Below are 21,888 nucleotides of genomic sequence, written 5' to 3' on the forward strand. Positions count from 1 at the left end.
AGGCGGGCATTTTCGTTTGTCCGCAGAAACTGCCATCAATTCGCTTGGCATGGCCGGTATACTGCCCCCATGCGTCACCGTTACTCGCATCGTCCCATGGAAGAAGACCGATGTGGCTGCGCTCCCTTGGCTTCTGATCTGCACACACTGTACTCAAGTCATACACCTAGAATGGACACTCGATGAGCCACTACCTTGAACGCGCACTGAGCAGCCTGCGCACCATCGGCATCAACCTGCTTCGCCCCGTCCAGGACGCTCCGGTCCTGGTGTTGCTGGATCGCGTAGCGCAGTACGACAGCGGCAAGGTCACCTCCATCGCCGCCGTGTTGCAGCAATCCACTGCCTTCAACAGCATGGTTCGCGAGCAAATTGAAGGCATGGACATCTCCACCCGCTTTATGGACATCACCCTGCGCTTTACCTCAATCCGTGAAGACGCTGCGGCCATGGCCGGCTGGATGGACGACGGGCGCCTGGATAGCATGGAAAAGCTCAAGCAGGCCTGGATGAACGTTCGCCGCGGATCGATCCCCAGTCGCTTCAACGACATTCGCGAAAACTACCTGCAGGTATGCAAGGCGGCCAACGACCAGATCAGCCGCGAGACGGTGATCTTGGAGTCTTATATGGACTTTCGCATGGCCATCAAAGCTGCCGAGATCGAGGCCCAGCAGGTACTGGTCATTGCTGGCCAGGCCCTGGAACAGCGCACTGCAGAGCTGAGCAAAGCAAACCAGCAAGTCACCGCTGCCGAGTCGGCGGAACCGGTCCAGCGCGCTGCCCTTGAGTTGCGCCGCGACGAAGCCGTGCGAGCCCTGCAGGACGAAGACAAGCGCTACCAGATCGTCAAGGACATCGCCGATGACTTGAAGGTGGGCTACAACACCGCCGAAATGGTCTTCGCCCGGATCAATCAGGTGCACGTGGTCAAGGAGCGCCAATACCAGCGCATGGTGTCGTTCTTCTCCACCAATGAAGTGGTGCTGACCGGGCTTGCCGTATCCTTCACCAGCAACAGTGGCCTGGCCGAAGCCACCCATACCCTCAATGCAACCACCGACGGCATCAGCAAGGGCCTGGAAGCGCTGGGAAGCACCGGCAATCAGCAACTCGAAGCGGCCGTAAAAGCCAGCTACGGTTCGACCATCAACGTTGATTCGGTACGCGCGCTGGCCGAGGCCACACTGTCGTTCCAGACCGACATGAACAGCCTGACCGAAACGTACCGGACAGAATCGAGCAATGCCTCCCGCGCCATCGCCGAGGCCGTCGAGGACGCCAAGCGCACGTTTGCTGCATTACTTAGCAAAGCCGCTTGATGAGCGCTATTACACTCTCCGAACAGCTCGGAGCGATGGCGCTCGTCGATGAACTGCGCCACCAGCAAATGCAGGTCCAGGAACACCTGAACCTGCCAAAGCGCCGCGGGGAAGTAGCGGCGCGTATTCGTGACTATTACCAGCGCCACAACATCGCTTTCGATGAGGCGTTGATCGAGCAAGGCGTGCGCGAGTTCTTCGCCCGCCGCCTGGTCTTCGAGGCGCCTGTGCTGAACTGGCGCCAACGGCTGCTGAGCAAAACGTCAATGGCGCGCAGCCAGCTGTACAAACTGACCCTTGCGATCATCGCGGCGGCGCTGGTCACCCAGTGCACCCGTATCGTGCATGACAGCAGCATCACCGTCGATATAGAGAATAGCGCCCATGACCTGCGACGCCACGACGATCGCCTGCGTAGCGAAATCCAGCGCCAGCACAACAAGCTCAAGCAGTGGCAGGACCAACTACTGGCGCAACCCGATGTCGCCGTCAGCCGTATTCTCGAGCGAGTCGAGCAGACATTGCCGCCACTGGATCAAACCGTTGCCAGTGATCTGCCGCAGTTCGTTCACAAAGCCAACAGGGATAACGTCAAGGCCCTGATCGAAAAGCGCGAGGCACAACTCAAGCAGGTCAGCGCTGCACTGCGCTCAAACACTGACGGCTTCGCAACCGTCGCGGGCATCTACGAGCAGCGCGACGAGCTCGCACGGCTATTGGCCATGCCGACCTATCAGGACGGCATCAAGCCGTTCGCCAAACTCAAGGAATTGGCCACCGCTGCCGACCAGCACCTGCTGCACGTCAAAGATAAGGACACACTCAAAGCGGCCAGCCGCCAGGTCAGCGAACTGGATTATCAAATCCAGCAGAGCGCCTACTGGCTTGAGCAGATGACCTTGCGCGATCAGTTGTTGCAGCGCCTCAACGCAATGCCCTTGGCCGCTGGCGAGCATGCGCAATTGCAAGCATTGCTAGCACATGCCAATAAGAGCCTGGACACCCAGAACCTCAGCCAGACCCGCACTCAACTCCAGCACCTGAAGCGGTTACTCGACTTTGCCGCCGTAGCGCTGACCCTTCAGGTCGTAGACCGCAGTGGGATCAAGTCCGGTGTCGAGCGTTGCTACGATGCAGCAGGCTGTAACCGCGGCGAAGTCAGCGACAAGGGCAAAAGTTGGTTCCTGGTGGTCGAGGCCACCGATCCGGGTGGCATCAGGGCAGAAGTGCCGGTCACCAGCGTCGAAACCGGCGAGCAACGCTGGACCCGCCTTTTCGCTGTGCGCGTCAGCCAGGCCGAGTACCTCAAGGTCAAGCAGGACAAGCTCGACGACGGCCATGTTGATGAACGGATGATGGCCAGCAAGGCTGCCAATTCGCTGAGCCTGCGTTTCAACCAGCGAGCCGCGAGTACTCCCGACATGATCATGGACTGGTGAACACATGACCCCCACTACCCTCACCAGTACCGTGGCGCAGAATGCCCGTAACAGCGAGGCATTGCTACGTAGCGCCGAGCAACGGCTGACTGCCCTGAGCGATCAGGAGGCGCGCCTGGAACAGGATATCCTCACGCGCCTGAGCAACATTGCCACTCTCAAGCTCGAGCATCGACCGGCCCTCGACCAGGATACCCTGCTGCAACTACAGGCACGCCGGGATGCTGAAGCCCAACTGCGCGCGGAACTGGCCCGGATCGAAACGGACATCGCCAGCTCGCTGGCCAACCAGCAATCGTTGCGCACGCGTATCGCAAGCGTCGACCGCCAGGTCAACGATCAACTTGCACGCCAACCCGCCTGGTGCGAACTGGGCGAGCAATTGCTGGCCGCACAACAGGCCAATGGCGAAGAGATCACCGGCTACAACGAGATCCGCCAGGAGTGTTTAGACAAGCTGCCGACATACCGTGCCAACCCGATCTACGACTACTTGCTCAAGCGCGACTACGGCACCGCCCAGTATCGCTACAACCGCTTGCACCGCTGGCTGGACAACACGCTAGCCAAGCGCGTGAACTTTCAGGGCAATCGCAGCACCGAACAGATGCTGCGAACCATGCAGGCCCGCAATGAAGAGCTGCAAGGCGAACGCCTGGCCCTAATTGCCGCATTACAGGCCGATAGCGACCAACGCCTGGCCCAGGCCCGAACGGCTGCAGGCATGGACCCTCTGACAAGCGAAGACGCAGCGCTGAACGATCACATCGTCGCCGCCAAAGTTCGGGCCAACGAGCAGCACCAGCAACTGGCCGATTTTGCCAGCAAACAGGATCCGTACTACCTGCGCATCCGCCAGAACATCACCGAACGCCTGCAGGCGCAGACCCTTGAACAGTTGATGCTCGAGGTGCAGAAGACCCCAGACAGCAACGACGACCGGATCGCCGCCCAGCTCAAGAACTTGCACCCACGCCTGCATGACGTGCAGGCCCAACTACCAGGCCTGCGCGACCAACATGAACACGCCTTGGGTGACTACGAACGGGCCAAGGAACTGGAACGGGCGCTGCGCACCGACTACTACCGCGACAGCGATTACAGCTACCACACCCAACTGAGTTTCGAGCGTCTGCTGGCCGACTATATGGCCCGTGACCTCAGCCTGCACTCACTGGAAACCCTGCTACAAAGTGGCCGACGTCTAGTGCCACGCAGTTCGTCCTCCAGCGACTCATCGTCGAGCAGTTGGTCGAGTTCCGGTTCCAGCAGCTCAAGCTCCAGCACCGGCTTCTCTACTTCCGGCAGCAGCGGCGGTGGTAGCTTCAGCACCAGCGACAGTTTCTGAGTGGCGAAAAAAAACGGTGCGCCGACCAAGCGCACCGTAAAGCCGTGTAGCACACAACGATTCAGTTAAATTCAGTCCAGCAGTGCCAATGCCTCAGCGCTGCAATCACTGATCCGCGACCACTCGCGATGCTTGATCCAGCCACTGTCGAGCATCCAGGTGCCGCCTACGCACATGACATTAGGCAGTGCCATGTAGCTACGCACGTTGCTCGGGTTGACTCCACCTGTTGGGCAGAAACGCACATCGCCAAATGGCCCGCCGAAGGCCTTGATGGCTGCCACACCGCCACTGATTTCCGCGGGGAACAGCTTGAAGCGACGGTAGCCAAGGGCGTAGCCCATCATCAGTTCCGAGGGTGTGCTGATTCCCGGCAGCAACGGCAACTCGCTTTGCACGCCCGCCTCAAGAATGTCCGGGGTGATGCCTGGAGTCACCACAAACTGTGCACCGGCTGCTTCCACGGCGGCGAACATCTTGCGATCCAGTACGGTGCCAGCACCGACGCACAGCTCGGGCCGCTGCTCACGTAGCACCTGGATGGCCTTCAAGCCATGCTGTGAGCGCAGGGTCACTTCCAGGGTTTTGATACCACCGGCAGCCAAGGCGTCGGCCAGGGGCAGGATGTCTTCTTCGCGGGCGATGGTGATCACCGGCAGAATACGCGCCTGGGTGCAGATCTGATCGATCCGGGCAACTTTGTCGGCCATGGAAACTCCCGGCTGTTTCAGTTCATGCGTGGTCATAGCGGCGGATCCTTGGCTCATGGGCACCAGTAAATATCCAGGGGGTCTTGTAAAAAGGCACGAATCGGCATTTGGGCCAGATCGGCACCCGCCAGCGCGGCGCGCAGGGTAGCGAGTTTGCCCGGGCCTTGCACAGACAAGGCGGTGAACGCGGCGCGGGTAAGCAAGGCACGGGTCATGCTCAGGCGCTGATGAGGCACCGCTGGCGCCAGCATCGGCAAGCAGCGGCGCGGGCTCTGTGGATCAAGGCCTTCGCTGAGGTTCGGGCTATTGGGGAACAGCGAGGCCGTGTGCCCGTCATCGCCCATGCCCAAGACCAGTACATCGATGCCCGGCAGCTCGGCCAGGGCTTGATCGGCTTCAAGTGCAGCGGCTTCAAGGCTGGCGGCAGCGCGGTACAGGCCAAGGAACCTCGCCTTGGCGGCATTGCCGGTCAACAGATGACGCTTGAGCAAACCGGCATTACTGTCAGCATGCTCGACCGGCACCCAGCGCTCGTCGGCCAAGGTCACCAGTACTCTCGACCAGTCCAGCGGCTGCTGGATCAGCGCCTGAAAAAACGCCACCGGGCTGCGCCCGCCAGAGACCACCAAGACGGCCTGGCCTTTCTGCGCTATGGCTGCATTCAAACGCCCCGCTACATCGTTGGCCAAGCCTTCGGCGAGCGTTTGGGCAGTGTTGAAGTCGTGTGCCGTCACGTTAGCCGGCAGTTGCAATTCAGATATCGCCATACCAAGACCTCCCATCACGGGTAATCAATGCAATCGAGCTCATCGGGCCCCACGACCCCGCGGCATAGGGTTTGGGCGCATCACCGCTGTTCTTCCAGCCGGCGATCAGTTGATCGCACCACTTCCATGCATATTCGATTTCGTCTTTACGCACAAACAGGTTCTGATTGCCGCGCATCACTTCCAGCAGCAAGCGCTCATAGGCATCGGGAATTCGCGCGCTGCGCCAGGTGTCGGAGAAATTCAGTTGCAACGGCCCGCTGCGCAGCTGCATGCCCTTGTCCAGGCCCTGCTCTTTGGTCATCACCCGCAAGGAGATACCTTCGTCCGGTTGCAAGCGGATGATCAGTTTGTTGCCGATCTGCAAACGCTGTTCCGGGGCGAAGATGTAGTGCGGGGTTTCCTTGAAGTGGATGACGATCTGCGACAGCTTCTGCGGCATGCGCTTGCCGGTACGCAGGTAGAACGGCACACCTGCCCAGCGCCAGTTGCGGATATCGGCACGCAGAGCGACAAAGGTTTCGGTGTCGCTCTGCGCGTTGGCGTTGTCTTCTTCCAAGTAACCCGGCACCGGCTTGCCTTCGCTATACCCGGCGATGTACTGGCCACGCACCACGCAGGTGCTCAGGCCTTCGCCGGTGATCGGTGCCAGGGCCTTGAGCACCTTGACCTTTTCGTCGCGGATGCTATCGGCGGAGAGGTCACTGGGCGGGTCCATGGCGATCAGACAGAGCAACTGCAACAGGTGGTTCTGGATCATGTCGCGCAACTGCCCGGCCTTGTCGAAATAACCCCACCGGCCTTCGATGCCGACCTTCTCGGCCACGGTGATTTCCACGTGGGAAATGGAGTTCTGGTTCCACTGGGTTTCGAACAGGCTGTTGGCAAAGCGCAGGGCAATCAGGTTCTGTACGGTTTCCTTGCCCAAGTAATGGTCGATGCGATAGACACGGTTTTCCGGAAAGTACTGCGCTACGGCATCGTTGACCCGACGCGAAGAGTCCAGGTCATGGCCGATGGGCTTTTCCAGGACTACGCGGGTACGCGCGCTGAGCCCGACTTTGTCGAGGTTTTCGCAAATACCGCCATAGACCGCCGCTGGGGTTGCGAAGTACGCGATCAGCTGACTGTCGTCGCCAACCTGCTGGGCCAGGGCTTGGTAGTCCTCTACCTTGAGGAAGTCGACATGGATATAGCTCAGGCGCGCCAGAAAGCGCTGCAACACCAACGGTTCAATCTGCCCGGCTGGGACAAATTCCTGCAGGTGCGCCTCGATTGATGCCAGGTGGTCATCCGCACTGCCAGGCTCACGCGCCAGCGCCAGCACCCGCGTCTCGGCGTGCAGCAAGTCGGCGCGGTCGAGCTGGTAAAGCGCCGGGAACAGCTTGCGCAAGGCCAGGTCGCCGAGGGCGCCAAACAGGGCAAAGTTGCAAGGTTCAACGCTGATCGATGCCATGATGTTGGTTCTTTTATCAAGTTGACGTAGAAATACCGGTTTCAATCGCAGTTTTCAAGGAATAATGTAGTAAAAACCACAACATTCTACTCAGTGGACAGATTCAAGTGGTGTGCCATCCATGCCATCAGTACGATAGGCCACCGTGTCAAAAGCCCATTGCTATCGGCAACGGGCTGCCTCAACGACCCAAGGACATATACCCATGGACCGCGTGCGAAACCTCCTGGAACAGATCCAGGGCCGCCTCGAAGAGCTGAACAAGGCAGAGCGCAAAGTCGCCGAAGTCATCCTGCTCAACCCTCAGCAAGCCACCCGTTTCAGCATTGCCGCCCTGGCCCAGGCCGCCAAGGTCAGCGAGCCAACGGTGAACCGCTTCTGCCGCTCGTTCGGCGTCAGTGGTTACCCCGAGCTCAAGCTGCAACTGGCGCAGAGCCTGGCCAGCGGCGCCGCCTACGTCAGCCGGGCGGTGGAAGCCGATGATGATCCGGCGTCCTACACCCAGAAGATCTTCGGCAGTGCCATCGCCTCGTTGGACAGTGCTTGCCAGCAACTCGATCCGCAGTTGATCAGCCGCGCTGTCGACATGCTGATCCAGGCCCGACAAATCCACTTCTTCGGCCTCGGTGCTTCGGCACCGGTGGCGCTGGACGCCCAACACAAGTTCTTCCGCTTCAACCTCGCCGTATCCGCCCACGCCGATGTACTGATGCAACGCATGCTGGCTTCGGTGGCCCATACCGGCGAACTGTTCGTGATCATCTCCTACACCGGGCGCACCCGCGAGCTGGTCGAAGTTGCACGTCTGGCCCGGGAGAATGGTGCCTCGGTACTCGGCCTGACTGCCGCCGATTCGCCCCTGGCCAAGGCCAGTAGCCTGAGCCTGAACATTCCCTTGCCCGAAGACACCGACATCTATATGCCGATGACTTCACGGATTATCCAGCTGACCGTACTCGACGTGCTGGCCACTGGGATGACGCTACGCCGTGGCGTGGACTTCCAGCCGCACCTGCGCAAGATCAAGGAAAGCCTCAACGCCAGCCGCTACCCGATCGACGACGAACTCAACTGAACAACTGTGCCTGCAAACGCAGGTGAGCCTGTTCACCCGGCGCCAGACTCAGGCTGTCACTGCTGCCACTGGCCGCCTCGACACAGACGAACCCCAGGGTTTCACTGCTGCTGACGCCCATCAACGGCCGACTGCCCGGGTGCCAGACGATGGTGTCCTCACTGTCACCGGTATCGATGCTCAGTTGTCGCTGCCAAGCCGGATCGTGCAACTGCACATTGGCGGCGTTGGGGAACACCCGCTGACAGCCGCCATGGACCTTCAAGGCGCCCTTCTGGCGACAGGCCTGACGGTTCAAACGGTCGTAGCCCTCAATGTTTTCTAGCCCAGACAGCGCTATCTCAGAAACGTCACTAATACGCCAGTAAGCCAGCAGAGCATGACTCAGCTGACAAGGTTGGCTGTCCTGATGTTCGGTACTGAGCTGCAATTCCATGCGCTCGCCCAGTCGCGCCTGCAAATCAACCTGCCAGTCGCACAGCTGCAAACGCCATTTGAGTGTCACGCCCTGCTCATCTTCGCTGCTGTCGATCAGCTTCCAGTCGAGCAAGCGCGCCCAACCGTGGGCTGGCCACATATCTTCACTGGGATGACGACCGTACCAGGGCCAACACACGGGCACACCCCCACGAATGGCGCCGACCTGTGGCCATTGCGCAGCGCACCACAACCATGGGCGTTCGCCCTTGGGCTGGAAGTGCAACAGTTGAGCCCCCTGGCGGCTGAATGCAGCCTGGCACTGGGGGTGATCAATGATCAGCACATCGCGCTGCTGATAACGCTCCCACTCAAAGGTCGGTCTCGGCCTCTGCGAGGTGAAGAAGCGCTGTAGCGGGTGCTCGGGCATAACCTGGGACTCTTGTTGTTAGTTAGGGTCTCATCGCGGGCCAAGCCCGCGACAAGCTCGTAAATTTACAACATATTGCCTCAGAACGACGACTGAATCTTCAAGCCAGCGACCAGCGCGTTGTCCACTTCGTCCACCCCACCCGGGTGGGTGATGTACTGCAGGTTAGGACGAACAGTCAGCCAGTTGGTCACGTGGAAACCGTAGTTGAGTTCGTAGTTGTATTCGGTGGTGCGCAGCGGCGAGAACAACGGATCTTCGTAATTGCCCACAGCGTTGGCGGCATTGAGCAACTCGGCGTTTTTCTTCACGTCGTCGTTGACATGGATACGGGCAAAACCAATGCCGATGTCATCCTTCGGACGCGCATCGAACGGGCCTTTGTAGACAAACATCAACGACTGGTAGTTGTCGATGAAGTTGGTGTCCTTGTCATGGAAGGTGGCGTTCGCCGCGATGTTCAGGCCGCGGCTGGCATCGCCGTTATGGCGGGTGAGTTGCTGTTGCGCGACAAACCAGTAGCCATGCTTGCTGTCATGCACGCGATAACTGTTACCCGTGGTCGCCGCATCCTGACCGTTGTCATCCTCACGCACATCATCGGCGTTGGCCGTACTCTTGTAGTAACCCACACGGTATTCGCCCGGCAGGCTGTTGATTTTCGGTGACCAGACCAGCTCGACCGGCAAAACCGTACCGGCGGTACCACTGCCGCTGAGCTTGAAGCCGTTGCCGTGCTCCAGCTGAGAGGGGTTCTGGTTGTACGCCCCGACTTGCGCAAAGAGCTCATCGTTGATGTTGTACTTGAAGCGGATCGCTGCCTGGCTGACCGGCCAGTTGTACCAGATGTTAGTGGCCCAGTTACCCACCTGGGAGCCACAGAACGCCAGGTTCTGGAAATCGCACGGGAAGGTGTTGAAGTCTTCGCCTTCGCCGAAGTAACCGGCCTTGATGTCGAGTTTGTTGTCGAAGAACTGATGCTGAATCCACAGCTGGGTCAGACGCACCATATGCCCCCGGCCGTAGACTTCCTGCGATGAGCTCAGGGTGCCGGCACGCGGGTCGCCAATGCGGTCGTTGGAAATGTTCTCGCCGTTACGGTTGGTCAGCTGAATCTTGGCCTGGGTGTTGGCCCAGCCCAGCAGCTTTTGCAGATCCAGCGCGGCCCCCAGGCCGAACTGGTCGCTGTAGCGTGCAGTCTTGTCATCGTTGAAGCCGCCATCGAGGTTTGCGCCAACTTCACCAACGTAGTCGATTTTGATGTCGACGCCCTTCTCCAGCAGTTCGGTACGGGTACCGCCCCAGTCGCCGGTCATCCATTGCGACTCCGGGGCAAAGGCATCGGCAGCCTGCGCCCCGCAGTTGACCCCGAGGGCCGCCAGCAGACCCAGCGGAAGCAGTGGCTTGATGCGTTTTAAGTGATCCATCCCTTGTGTCCTCGTTTTATTGTTCTTGATGGGCGTGTACGACTTACAACGAATTCAGCGACCCTTGAATTGCGCGACATTGTCCTTGCCGGCCTGCTGCGGCGTGGCATTCACCCCCAGGCGCTCGCCGCTGGCAGCATCGAACAGCAGCACCCGAGCCGGATCGAACTGCAAGGTCAGGGTGTCACCGACCCGGGTCGACACATCCGGTGCCAAGCGGCAGCAGACCTTGGTCTGGTTGAGCGTGACGAACACCAGCAGGTCAGGACCGGTGGGCTCGATGATCTGCACCTCGGCGCGAATGCTCGGCAGGCCGTTGGCCTGCGCCGGGGCCAGGGCAATCTGTTCTGGGCGAATGCCAAGGATCACTTCACGCTCCTCCAGCCCGGCATCACTCATGCCCAAGGGTAGTTCGCAACGAGCCTGACCACTGTCGAGCAGCGCCTGCAGGCGCCCATCCTTGCGCTGCAGGCGCAGCGGAATGAAGTTCATCGGTGGCGAGCCAATGAAGCTGGCAACAAACAGGTTGGCCGGGTCGTTGTAGATCTGCTGCGGCGTACCGAACTGCTGGATCAGGCCGTCCTTCATCACCGCCACCTTATCGCCCAAGGTCATGGCCTCGATCTGGTCATGGGTGACGTACACGGTGGTGGTCTTAAGGCGCTGGTGCATCAGCTTGATCTCAGTGCGCATCTCCACCCGCAGCTTGGCATCGAGGTTGGACAGCGGCTCATCGAACAGGTAGATCTTCGGTCGCCGCGCCAGCGCCCGGCCCATGGCCACACGCTGCTGCTGGCCACCGGACAACTGGCCCGGCTTGCGCGTCAGCAGGTGTTCGATCTGCAGTAGCTTGGCGACCCGGGCCACTTCTTCGTCAATCGCCGCCGCCGGCATCTTGCGCATCTTCAGGCCGAAGGCGATGTTGTCGCGCACGTTCATGGTCGGGTACAGCGCGTAGGACTGAAAGACCATGGCGATGTCGCGATCCTTGGGACTCATGCCACTGATGTCGGCATCGTCCACCAGAATCGCCCCGCCGCTGATCTGTTCGAGGCCGGCGATGCAGTTCATCAAGGTCGATTTACCGCAGCCGGAAGGCCCCACCAGAATCAGGAACTCCCCCGAATCGATCGACAGATCAATGTGCTTCAAGGTATCTGGCAAACCGCTGCCGTAGGTCTTGTTGACGTTGCGCAATTCAAGCGTTGCCATGTTGTTTCACCCCTTGACCGCGCCGGCGGTGAGCCCACGCAGGAAGTACTTGCCAGCCAGCACATAGACCAACAGGGTCGGTAAGCCGGCGATCATCGCCGCCGCCATGTCGACGTTGTATTCCTTGACCCCGGTGCTGGTGTTGACCAGGTTGTTCAGGGCCACGGTGATCGGTTGTGCGTCGCCGCTGGCGAACACCACACCGAAGAGAAAGTCGTTCCAGATCTGAGTGAATTGCCAGATCAGGCAGACCATGATGATCGGCACCGACATCGGCAGCAGGATGCGCCCGAAGATGGTGAAGAACCCCGCCCCGTCCAGTCGCGCCGCCCTTACCAAGGCATCCGGCACGCTGCAGTAGTAGTTGCGGAAAAACAGCGTGGTAAAAGCCAGGCCATAGACGATGTGCATCAGCACCAGGCCGGTGGTGGTACTGGCCAGGCCCAACTTGCCCAAAGTGAAGGAGGCTGGCAGCAGCACGGTCTGGAACGGCAGAAAGCAACCGAACAGCAGCAAGCCGAAGAACAATTGCGAACCACGAAAGCGCCACATCGACAGCACGTAGCCGTTCAAGGCGCCGAGCAGGGTCGAGATCACCACCGCAGGCAGGGTGATCTTCACCGAGTTCCAGAAGTAGCCACCGACCGTGTCCCAGGCTTTGAGCCAGCCAATGCCGGTGATCACTTCAGGCCAGCTCAACAGGTTGCCGGTACGGATGTCATCCGGCGATTTGAAGCTGGTCAGCAGCATCACGATCAGCGGAATAAGGTACAGCGCGCAGGCCAGCAGCAGCGTGGCGTAGATGGCAATGCGGCTGAAGTTGAACCGACGCGAAACCAGGGAACTAGTCATGGCGTTTGTTCCTCAGTTCCGAATACAGGTAAGGCACCAGGATCGAAAGGATCGCACCGAGCATCAGGATCGCACTGGCCGAACCCATGCCCATCTGCCCACGGCTGAAGGTAAATGAGTACATGAACATTGCTGGCAGGTCCGAGGCATAGCCCGGGCCACCTGCGGTCATCGCCGCGACCAGATCGAAGCTCTTGATCGCGATATGGGCGAGGATCATCAGCGCGCTGAAGAACACCGGGCGCAGGCTCGGTAGCACGATACGCAGATAAATGCTCGGCAAACTGGCACCGTCCACTTGCGCGGCGCGAATGATCGACTGATCGACGCTGCGCAAACCTGCCAGGAACAGTGCCATGACAAAGCCCGACGCCTGCCACACAGCGGCGATCACCAGGCAATAGACCACTCGATTCGGGTCGACCAGCCAGTCCAGGCGAAAGCCTTCCCAGCCCCAGTCGCGGAGCATCTTGTCCAGACCCAGGCCGGGATTAAGCAGCCATTTCCAGGCCGTGCCGGTGACGATCATCGACAGGGCCATGGGGTACAGGTAGACCGTGCGAATAAAGCCTTCGCGGCGGATACGCTGGTCGAGCAGCACGGCCAGCAGCACGCCGATCAGCAAACTGATGGCGATGAACAGGCCACCGAACAGCAGCAGGTTCTTGCTCGCCACCCACCAGCGGTCGTTTTCCATTAGCCGTGCATATTGCGCCAGGCCCACCCATTTGTAGCTGGGCATGAAGCTTGAGTTGGTGAAGGACAGGATGAAGGTCCAGAGGATGTAGCCATAAAAGCCCACCAGGACAATCAGCATGCTGGGTGCCAGTACCAGCTTGGGCAGCCAGCGTTGCAAGGCATCGACGGGCGTGGCCTTGTTCAGAGTGGCAATCGTGTTCATCAGGGATATCTCGTGTGATGGGCGGCGCCATGCACCGCGTCGCTGGCAAGGCCAGCTCCCACAGTGGACCGAGTTGCGGCCTAGTCCATCACTTGGCCGACTTGATCGCCGAATTCAGCTGTTTGACCGCCGTCGCGGGATCCGCTTTCGGGTCGTTGAAGAAGTTGGTTACCACGTCGAAGATCGCCCCTTGTACCGCCAGGCTCGTGGCCATGTTGTGGGCCATGCTCGGTTGCAAGCCGTCACCTTTTTCGGCTTCTTTGAAATCCACCGAGGACTTCTGCGTGCAGGCGTCGAACTGACTCATGTCCATGTCCTGACGGACCGGCAGCGAGCCTTTGTTCTGGTTGAACACAGTCTGAAACTCAGGTTCCAGAGCAACCTTGGCGAGGTCATTCTGGGCTTTGATGTCGTCTCCGTTCTTGAGCTTGAACATCGCCAGCGAGTCAATGTTGTAGGCAAAACTGCCCTGGGTGCCGGGGAAGGCCACGCACTGATAGTCCTTGCCCGCGACCTTGCCAGCGGCGGTCCATTCGCTCTTGGCCCAGTCGCCCATGATCTGCATGCCAGCCTTGCCATTGATGACTTCGGCAGCCGCAATGTTCCAATCACGCCCGGCGCGATTAGGGTCCATATAGGTACCCAGGCGTTGCAGGGTCTTGAATACCTCGACCATCTGCTCACCGGTCAGGGTCGCGTCATCCAGTTCGACGAAAGCTTTGTGATAGCCATCAGGCCCGAGGATGCTCAGCACCAGGTCTTCGAACACCGTGCTGTCCTGCCAGGGTTGGCCGCCGTGGGCAAGCGCAGTGAAGCCGGCAGCCTTGAGTTTGTCGGCGGCGACGAACAGCTCATCAAGGGTGGTCGGCACCTTGGCCCCAGCCTTTTCAAACACCTGCGGGTTGATCCACAGCCAATTGACCCGGTGGATGTTCACCGGCACCGCTACGTAATGGCCGTCGTACTTCATGATCTCGGCCACTTTCTTTGGCAGCAGCGCATCCCAGTTGTTGGCCGTGGCGACCTCGTCGAGCTCGGTGAGCAGCCCCATGGCGCCCCAATCCTGAATATCTGGCCCCTTGATCTGCGCAGCGCCTGGCGGGTTGCCAGCAACCGCGCGGCTTTTGAGTACGGTCATCGCAGCCGCGCCACCGCCACCGGCGACGGCATTGTCTTTCCAGGTAAAGCCGTCTTTCTCAACCTGCTCCTTGAGGGTCTTCACCGCAGCGGCTTCGCCACCGGAGGTCCACCAATGGGTCACTTCAACCGTACCGGCAGCCACTGCGCTGAGGGGCAACAGACAGGTGAGAGAAATAACAGCGGCGAGGCGACTGATCGCATTCATGGGGCGGAACCTTTTCTTGTTGTTATGCAGGTGCAAGTCATGGTGCTTGCGCGTGCATCGGAGTCTAACCAGACGCTTGGGGGGCTGAGGTAACGAAGGGATGCGCGAATGTCACCAACCTGTGACATTCCTCTGTACAGCACGTCAGTCGCTACTACGCGGCAAGCTCAAGGTCACGCGCAACCCGCCATCACGCAGATTGCGCAAGCTCAGTTCACCGCCATGGCTATGGGCAATGTTGCGCGCGATCCCCAGGCCCAGGCCGTAGCCCTGTTGCTGCCCGGCCAAGCGAAAATGCGGCTCGAATACCTGTTCCAGACGCTGCGCGGGCACCCCCGGCCCTTCATCGTCAACCTGCAGGACGAACCCGGTTTCGCTATCCAGCACCCGCAGGTGAGCGCGCTCGCCATACTTCAAGGCATTGTCGATCACGTTGCCCATACACCGGCGCAGCGCCAGCGGTTTACCCGGATAAGGCGCCAGCGCCCTACCCTGAAGCGTTACTCGGCCGCTGGCCAGATACGGCTCGATCAGGCAATCGAGAGCGTGGTTGAGGTCAACAGGCTCGATGTTTTCGTGAATGTCGGTGTCTTTCACGCACTGCAATGCGCCTTTTACCAGCATCTCCAACTCGTCCAGGTCGCGACTGAACTTGGCCTGTTGCTGCTCGTCCTCAAGCAATTCGACGCGCAGGCGCAGGCGCGTAATCGGTGTGCGCAGGTCATGGGAAATGGCACTGAACAACTGGCTACGCTCGGTCAGGTAGCGGCTGATGCGCTCGCGCATGGCATTGAATGCCCGACCCACTTCGACCACCTCGCTGCCCCCACCCTCCACCACCGGCTCGACATCTGCACCCAGCGACATCTCCCGTGCCGCTCGCGCCAGACGCTTGAGCGGGCGGCTCTGCCAATGCACCAGCAAACCGATGAACAGCAGCAGAAAGAAGCTGGTCAGGCCGATGAACCACACCTGTTGACGTGGCAGGCCTTCGTCTTCGAGGCTGGTGTAGGGTTCTGGCATCAGCGAGGCGATGTACAACCATTCGCCTTCGCCCAAACGAATCTGGGTGACCAGTACCGGGGGATTGACCGGTTCCAGGGTCAGTGCGTAGTGCGCCCAGGAACGCGGCAGCTCATCGAGCTTCAAGCCACTGTTGAAGATCCGCAGGTCCTGCGGGCTGACAAACTCAACGGAAACATCTATCTGTGCGCCCAGACGCTGGCGCAGCACTTGGTCAACAGCACTGATCACCGCACGCTTGCGCGGCGTTACCGTCATCACCTGCATGTCCAGTGGCTTGTCGTTCAGCGAAACGACAAAACGGGTGCCGCCCATGCTGCGCAACTGGTCGAGCACCATCGGCCGGTAGGCCAGCGGCAAGGAGCGGAAGTAACTGACGCTGGCACTCATCGAATGGGCCAGACTACGCGCACTGGCGACCAGCCCTTCCATCTGGCTGGCGCGCAGCTGCGACAGCCAGATCAGGCTCGACAGGCCCTGGGCCAGCAGCACCACCAGCAGGGTCAACAGCAGCATGCGCCCCAACAGCGAACGCGGCAGCGGCAGGCGCCAGCGCCGGTCAGTGCGCGGGCGCAACGCTGGCCGCCAACAGGTAACCACTGCCGCGCACGGTACGGATCAGGCGCGGCGGCTTTTGCGTGTCGCGCAGGCGCTGGCGCAGGCGACTGACCGCCATGTCCACGATGCGGTCCAGGGGCATCGGTTCCCGGCCGCGGGTAGCGTTGCCGATCGTGTCGCGGTCGAGAATCTGCTGCGGATGATCAAGAAACAACTTGAGCAAGGCAAAGTCGGCGCCCGACAGAATCACTTCTTCACCATCGCGGTGAAACAAGCGGTGGCTGACCGTATCCAGGCGCCAGTCATCGAACGTCAGTACATCGCCACCGTTACGCTCCTGACCAAAACCGGCGCGGCGCAGCAGAGCCTTGATCCGCGCCTGCAACTCGCGTGGGCTGAATGGCTTGCCCAGGTAATCATCGGCGCCCAGCTCCAGGCCGATGACCCGGTCGGCCTCATCGGAGCTGGCGGTGAGCATGATGATCGGCACTTGGGCCAGGCGTGGATGCTGGCGCACCCAACGGCACAGGCTGAAGCCGTCTTCATCGGGCAGCATGACGTCGAGAATCACCAGGTCACAGTCGCTGCCATCCAGGGCCTGGCGAAAGCGTTGGCCGTCGGCAACCGCTTGCACACTGAAGCCGGCGCGGCTCAGGTAGGTTTGCAACAGTTCACGAATGTCCTGGTCATCGTCGACCAGCAGTATCGACTTGCTCACAACGTGCTTCCTTGTAGGCGTGGACTGTGGGAGTCGGCGTTGCCGGTGAGCGGCCAGTTAGCCCGCTCAACCGGCCTGTTGCAAGGCCACCCCGGCTCCCAGCAAACCGGAAAATTCAGCCGTCACCAACCACACTGGAATGCCCTTGAAGTAGCCGCTCATGCAACCTTTCTCGGCAAAGCTCTGGGCAAAACCGCTGCGCAAGAACAACTCGGCGAAACGTGGAATGATGCCGCCGACGATATAGACGCCACCACGCCCGCCAAGGGTCAGCACATTGTTGCCGGCCACACGACCAAGGAAACGACAGAACTGCTCGACCACTGCCAGCGCCAGCCGCTCACCGGCCAGCGCAGCATCAGTGATGGCCGCAGGACTCTGTAGCGTTGCCGGCTGCCCCTCCAACGCACAGACAGCCTGATACAAACGCAACAGGCCGCCGCCGCTGAGCACGGTTTCGGCGCTGACATGACCGATCTCGCTTTCGATCTGCTGACGGATCTGTGCTTCCCGAGCATTGCCCACCGGCAGGTCGACGTGCCCACCTTCACCGGGCAAGGCCATCCAGCGACCGTCCTCCAGGCCCAGTAAAGTCCCCACCCCCAGGCCAGTGCCTGGGCCGATCACCACCGCCGGCCGCCCGGTTTCGGCTTCGCCCTGGCACACCGTTCGGTATTCGTCAGGCTGCAGCCGGGTCATCCCCAAGGCCATCGCGGTAAAGTCATTGATCAGCAACAGTTGCTCGATCTGCAAGGTCTTGCAGAAGGCCTGGCGGCTGAGCCGCCAATGGTTGTTGGTGAAGCGGAACTCATCACCGCTGACCGGTCCAGCCACCGCCAGGCAAACCGCCGCCAACTCGCCCCTGGCTACGCCTTGGGCCTGCAAATAAGCACCAATGGCCTGCTCAGGGCTGGTGTAATCGGCGGTGGCAAATACCTGCACCGCATGCATCTGGTTGTTTTCCCAGAGGGCAAAGCGGGCGTTGGTGCCGCCGATATCACCGACCAGGGCGCGCTTCATTTCAATTGCTCCAGCGCCGAGGTGAAGGCGCTGGCGCCCTGCTCTGCCGGGCTCAGGGCCATGCGCATGAAACCAAACAGTTCACGACCGCAGCCAAGATCATTGCCACTGGGAGCCGGTGGGATCTCCCGGTTGGTCAACTCCGCAGCATCGAGTTTGACGCTGAGGGTGCCGGCAACGCCGTCGACGCGGACGATATCGCCATCGCGCACGCGCGCCAGTGGCCCACCATCAAAGGCTTCCGGGCAGACATGAATGGCCGCCGGGATTTTCCCCGAAGCTCCCGACATGCGCCCGTCAGTGACCAAGGCCACCTTGAAACCACGGTCCTGCAACACACCGAGGAACGGGGTCATTTTGTGCAGTTCGGGCATACCGTTGCAGCGCGGCCCCTGGAAGCGCATCACCGCGACAAAATCACATTCCAGTTCACCGGCCTGGAAGGCATCGGCCAGCGCCTGCTGATCGTGGAACACCCGCGCCGGGGCTTCGACCACCTGATGCTCAGGGGCAACAGCGGAAACCTTCATGACCCCGCGCCCTAGGTTGCCTTCCATCACCCGCAAACCACCTTCCGGAGAAAACGGCCGCGCTACCGGGCGTAGGATTGCTTCATCCAGGCTCGCTTGCGGCCCTTCACGCCAGACCAGCTTGCCGTCCTGCAGGAACGGCTCCTGGGTGTAACGACGCAGGCCATGGCCGGCGACAGTGTTGACGTCCTCATGCAGCAGCCCGGCATCGAGCAGTTCGCGAATCAGCAAGGCCATGCCGCCCGCCGCCTGGAAATGGTTGATGTCGGCTTTACCATTCGGGTAGACGTGAGACAGGGTCGGTACCACCTCGGACAGTTCAGCCATGTCCTGCCAGGTCAACTGGATACCCGCAGCCTGGGCAATCGCCGGCATGTGCAGGGTGTGGTTGGTCGAACCGCCTGTGGCATGCAGGGCGACGATGGAGTTAACCAGGGATTTTTCGTCGACAATCTCGCCCAGCGGCATGAAATCGCCGCTGGCCTTGGTCATGCGCGTGACCTGTTGTGCAGCTTCGACGGTGAGTGCATCGCGTAGCGGTGTATAGGGATTGACGAAGGAGGCGCCGGGCAAGTGCAAGCCCATGACTTCCATCAGCAACTGGTTGGTGTTGGCCGTCCCGTAGAACGTGCAAGTACCGGGGCTGTGGTAGGACTTCATCTCCGACTCCAACAGCTCTTCGCGGCTGGCCTTGCCCTCAGCGTAACGCTGACGCACATCGGCCTTTTCCTTGTTGGAGATACCCGAAGGCATCGGCCCGCCCGGCACGAAAATGGTCGGCAGGTGACCAAACCGCAATGCGCCCATCAACAGGCCCGGGACGATCTTGTCACAGATGCCCAGCATCAGCGCCGCATCGAACATGTTGTGCGACAGGGCAATGGCCGTGGACATGGCAATCACTTCGCGGCTGGCAATCCCCAACTCCATTCCCGGTTCACCCTGGGTGACGCCATCGCACATGGCCGGCACACCGCCGGCAAACTGGCCAACCGAGCCGATATCGCGCAAAGCCTGTTTGATCTGTTCGGGATAGTGCTGGTAAGGCTGATGCGCCGAGAGCATGTCGTTGTAGGCCGAGACGATGGCGACGTTGGCCGCATTCATCATGCGCAGGCTGTTCTTGTCCTGGGAGCCACAGCCGGCCACACCGTGGGCGAAGTTGGCGCATTGCAGTTTGGCCCGCATCGGCCCATCGCTGGCCGCACCGCGAATCAACTGCAGGTAGCGCTCACGGGTGGGACGGCTACGGGCGATCAGCCGTTGGGTGACCTCAAGAATGCGCGGATGCATGTACTGGACTCCAGGCTAACGGTGGTTGCGACCTCTGCGGCAGTTTCCCTAATCAACAATCGCCACCTAGGCTCAAAGGCAGGCGTGGCTGTTGCGGGAGGAACGGCTTGGCCGATCGCTCGTTGTAGATTGAACAAAATACTGCCAGCAAAAAGGCTTGTTTTCTATTTTTTTACGAATAATCTTGTAATTCCAACAACAAAAACAGATTCAGTGAAGCAGTTCCTCGTTTACCACGGGCTTCACCCGGTCTGCCAGAGGTAGCTCCATGACCCTTCGTATCGCAATCAATGGCTTTGGCCGCATTGGCCGCAACGTCCTTCGCGCACTCTATACCCAAGGCTACCGTCAAGACCTGCAGGTCGTCGCGATCAACGACCTGGGCGACAGCGCGATCAACGCGCACCTGCTCAAATACGACAGCGTGCATGGCGTCTTTGCTGCCAGTGTTGAATCCGATCACGAAAGCCTGACCGTCAATGGCGACCGTATCGCCGTCAGCGCCATACGCAACCCGGCGGAGCTGCCATGGAAAGCCGAAGCCATCGATGTCGTGTTTGAATGCACCGGGCTGTTCACCGACCGGGTCAAGGCAGCCGCCCATCTTACTGCCGGGGCGCGCAAAGTCATTATCTCGGCGCCGGCCAAAGGCGCCGACGCGACAATTGTCTATGGAGTCAACCACGACATCCTGCGCCCCTCGCACCAGATCATCTCCAGTGCATCATGCACCACCAACTGCCTGGCGCCGCTGGCGCAGGTGCTGCACCGCGAGCTGGGCATCGAACAGGGTTTAATGACCACCATCCACGCCTACACCAATGACCAGAGCCTGACTGACGTCTACCACAGCGACCCGTTCCGCGCCCGCGCGGCCACCCAATCGATGATTCCGAGCAAGACAGGCGCGGCCGAAGCTGTCGGCCTGGTGCTGCCGGAGCTGGCTGGAAAACTCACCGGCATGGCGGTACGGGTACCGGTGATCAACGTGTCGCTGATCGACCTGACCGTCAACCTCGAGCGCGATACCAGCGTCGAAGAGGTCAACAGCCTGTTCAAGGACGCCAGCCGTCACTCCAAGGTCCTGGGTTACAACAGCCTGCCGCTGGTGTCCTGTGACTTCAACCACAATCCGCTGTCGTCGATCTTCGACGCCAACCATACGCGGGTCAGTGGCCGCATGCTCAAAGTGCTGGCCTGGTATGACAACGAGTGGGGGTTTTCCAACCGTATGCTGGATAACTGCCTGGCGCTGTGTAACGCGCAATAACCTGCCCTTGTGGCTGGCCAGCGTGTAGCCGCTGCCGACAGGCTGCGATTGGCCGCAAAGCGGCCATAAACCCTGAACATCCGGGTGCCTCAGGTGCGACTGCTTTGCTGCCGATCGCAACCTCGTGCCTCGGCAGTCGTTGCGGTGCCGAGGAGCAAACACTTGACCTTATTATTTATGATAAGCATTATCATTCGCTTCGCATTGTTCGAGTATCGCTGTGAGTCAGTCCCACTTCAACACTGTATTCCTCGCCCAGCGGGTCAGCCTGCTGCGCACGTTGCAGCGTATGGTCGACAATCCCAGCACCGCCGAAGACCTGCTGCAAGAAACCTACCTGCGTGTCATCCGGGCGCTGCGTGAACGCCCGATCGAGCACCTCGAACCGTTCGTGTTCCAGACCGCGCGCAACCTCGCCCTTGATCACCTGCGTGCGCGTCGGGCACAAGCACGCAACCTGGTTGATGATGTTCCCGAACAAATCCTGCACAACGTCGCCGCCCCCAGCAGCAGCGCCGAAGACGCGGCCCATGCCGAACAACTGCTCACACGCCTGAGCATCAGCATCGGCCAATTGACCGCACGCCAGCAACGGATTTTCATCCTCAGCCGCCTACACGGTGCCAGCTATCTGGAAATTGCCGAGCAGTTGAATGTCTCGGCCAGCACGGTTCAGAAGGAACTGAAACTGATCATGGCCATCTGTGTCGGTGTTGCCAATCGTCTGAACCGCGATTAACCCTGGCTTGCCAGCCACGCGGTTACGCTTGATCAT

At 60.3% G+C, this 21,888-nt stretch carries 18 protein-coding genes and 1 pseudogene; 6 read left to right on the forward strand and 13 right to left on the reverse strand.

Annotated elements, in window-relative coordinates; genetic code table 11:
• The first annotated feature begins 182 nt into the window (after positions 1-182).
• The 3 genes from CX511_RS20965 to CX511_RS20975 are packed head-to-tail and all read left to right on the forward strand — an operon-like array spanning position 183 to position 4,109.
• Positions 183-1,322 (forward strand): hypothetical protein, encoded by a 1,140-nt coding sequence (locus CX511_RS20965; protein WP_045190220.1) that lies wholly within the window; start codon positions 183-185, stop codon positions 1,320-1,322.
• On the forward strand, positions 1,322-2,761 hold the full coding sequence (locus tag CX511_RS20970) for a DUF6384 family protein (protein ID WP_177327836.1): 1,440 nt from the start codon (positions 1,322-1,324) through the stop codon (positions 2,759-2,761). The genes CX511_RS20965 and CX511_RS20970 overlap by 1 nt, the downstream gene beginning before the upstream one ends.
• A gap of 4 nt (positions 2,762-2,765) precedes the next feature.
• Entirely contained in the window at positions 2,766-4,109 is a 1,344-nt protein-coding gene (locus CX511_RS20975) for a coiled-coil domain-containing protein (protein ID WP_101292152.1), read from the forward strand.
• 71 nt (positions 4,110-4,180) lie between these two features.
• Here the strand turns inward: CX511_RS20975 and CX511_RS20980 are convergent, their stop codons facing one another.
• The 3 genes from CX511_RS20980 to zwf are packed head-to-tail and all read right to left on the reverse strand — an operon-like array spanning position 4,181 to position 7,042.
• Positions 4,181-4,855 carry a bifunctional 4-hydroxy-2-oxoglutarate aldolase/2-dehydro-3-deoxy-phosphogluconate aldolase gene (locus CX511_RS20980; protein ID WP_045190217.1) on the reverse strand — a complete coding sequence of 225 codons (675 nt, stop codon included), beginning with the start codon at positions 4,853-4,855 and terminating at the stop codon, positions 4,181-4,183.
• A 17-nt stretch (positions 4,856-4,872) separates the two neighbouring features.
• A complete protein-coding gene (pgl, locus tag CX511_RS20985; RefSeq protein WP_101292151.1) occupies positions 4,873-5,586 on the reverse strand; it encodes a 6-phosphogluconolactonase in 714 nt (237 codons plus the stop codon).
• Complete coding sequence (gene zwf / locus CX511_RS20990) at positions 5,573-7,042, reverse strand: glucose-6-phosphate dehydrogenase (RefSeq protein WP_101292150.1); 1,470 nt, start codon at positions 7,040-7,042, stop codon at positions 5,573-5,575. Before zwf ends, pgl begins: the two co-directional genes overlap by 14 nt.
• A 214-nt stretch (positions 7,043-7,256) precedes the next feature.
• Between zwf and hexR the strand changes: the two genes are divergently transcribed.
• On the forward strand, positions 7,257-8,117 hold the full coding sequence (hexR, locus tag CX511_RS20995) for a DNA-binding transcriptional regulator HexR (protein ID WP_174242320.1): 861 nt from the start codon (positions 7,257-7,259) through the stop codon (positions 8,115-8,117).
• Here the strand turns inward: hexR and CX511_RS21000 are convergent.
• The 10 genes and pseudogenes from CX511_RS21000 to edd all read right to left on the reverse strand — a co-directional run bounded on the left by CX511_RS21000 (position 8,110) and on the right by edd (position 19,843).
• A complete protein-coding gene (locus tag CX511_RS21000) occupies positions 8,110-8,964 on the reverse strand; it encodes a D-hexose-6-phosphate mutarotase (protein ID WP_045190211.1) in 855 nt (284 codons plus the stop codon). The two genes, hexR and CX511_RS21000, sit on opposite strands and share 8 nt — an antisense overlap.
• A gap of 80 nt (positions 8,965-9,044) precedes the next feature.
• Positions 9,045-10,319: pseudogene (locus tag CX511_RS21005) on the reverse strand (carbohydrate porin); the annotation flags it as partial.
• A 126-nt stretch (positions 10,320-10,445) separates the two neighbouring features.
• Entirely contained in the window at positions 10,446-11,603 is a 1,158-nt protein-coding gene (locus CX511_RS21010) for an ABC transporter ATP-binding protein (protein WP_045190207.1), read from the reverse strand.
• A 6-nt stretch (positions 11,604-11,609) separates the two neighbouring features.
• Positions 11,610-12,455: a carbohydrate ABC transporter permease gene (locus CX511_RS21015; protein WP_045190205.1), complete on the reverse strand. Its 846-nt coding sequence runs from the start codon at positions 12,453-12,455 to the stop codon at positions 11,610-11,612.
• Positions 12,448-13,356 (reverse strand): carbohydrate ABC transporter permease, encoded by a 909-nt coding sequence (locus tag CX511_RS21020; RefSeq protein ID WP_101292148.1) that lies wholly within the window; start codon positions 13,354-13,356, stop codon positions 12,448-12,450. Before CX511_RS21020 ends, CX511_RS21015 begins: the two co-directional genes overlap by 8 nt.
• Before the next feature lie 88 nt (positions 13,357-13,444).
• The gene (locus CX511_RS21025) at positions 13,445-14,701 is read right to left on the reverse strand and encodes an ABC transporter substrate-binding protein (RefSeq protein ID WP_101292147.1); all 1,257 of its coding nucleotides are present in this window, start codon (positions 14,699-14,701) and stop codon (positions 13,445-13,447) included.
• 144 nt (positions 14,702-14,845) lie between these two features.
• A complete protein-coding gene (locus CX511_RS21030) occupies positions 14,846-16,240 on the reverse strand; it encodes an ATP-binding protein (protein WP_101292156.1) in 1,395 nt (464 codons plus the stop codon).
• A gap of 43 nt (positions 16,241-16,283) precedes the next feature.
• Positions 16,284-17,000: a response regulator gene (locus tag CX511_RS21035; RefSeq protein ID WP_045190198.1), complete on the reverse strand. Its 717-nt coding sequence runs from the start codon at positions 16,998-17,000 to the stop codon at positions 16,284-16,286.
• 66 nt (positions 17,001-17,066) lie between these two features.
• Positions 17,067-18,020 carry a glucokinase gene (locus CX511_RS21040; protein WP_045190197.1) on the reverse strand — a complete coding sequence of 318 codons (954 nt, stop codon included), beginning with the start codon at positions 18,018-18,020 and terminating at the stop codon, positions 17,067-17,069.
• Positions 18,017-19,843, reverse strand: a complete 1,827-nt coding sequence (gene edd / locus CX511_RS21045) for a phosphogluconate dehydratase (protein ID WP_101292146.1) — start codon at positions 19,841-19,843, stop codon at positions 18,017-18,019. The genes CX511_RS21040 and edd overlap by 4 nt, the downstream gene beginning before the upstream one ends.
• A gap of 268 nt (positions 19,844-20,111) precedes the next feature.
• Between edd and gap the strand changes: the two genes are divergently transcribed.
• Both gap and CX511_RS21055 read left to right on the forward strand, forming a co-directional pair.
• Complete coding sequence (gap, locus tag CX511_RS21050) at positions 20,112-21,113, forward strand: type I glyceraldehyde-3-phosphate dehydrogenase (RefSeq protein WP_101292145.1); 1,002 nt, start codon at positions 20,112-20,114, stop codon at positions 21,111-21,113.
• A 220-nt stretch (positions 21,114-21,333) separates the two neighbouring features.
• The gene (locus CX511_RS21055) at positions 21,334-21,852 is read left to right on the forward strand and encodes an RNA polymerase sigma factor (RefSeq protein WP_101292144.1); all 519 of its coding nucleotides are present in this window, start codon (positions 21,334-21,336) and stop codon (positions 21,850-21,852) included.
• Positions 21,853-21,888: the final 36 nt, after the last annotated feature.

It is taken from the genome of Pseudomonas sp. S06B 330 (assembly GCF_002845275.2).
GTDB lineage: Bacteria > Pseudomonadota > Gammaproteobacteria > Pseudomonadales > Pseudomonadaceae > Aquipseudomonas.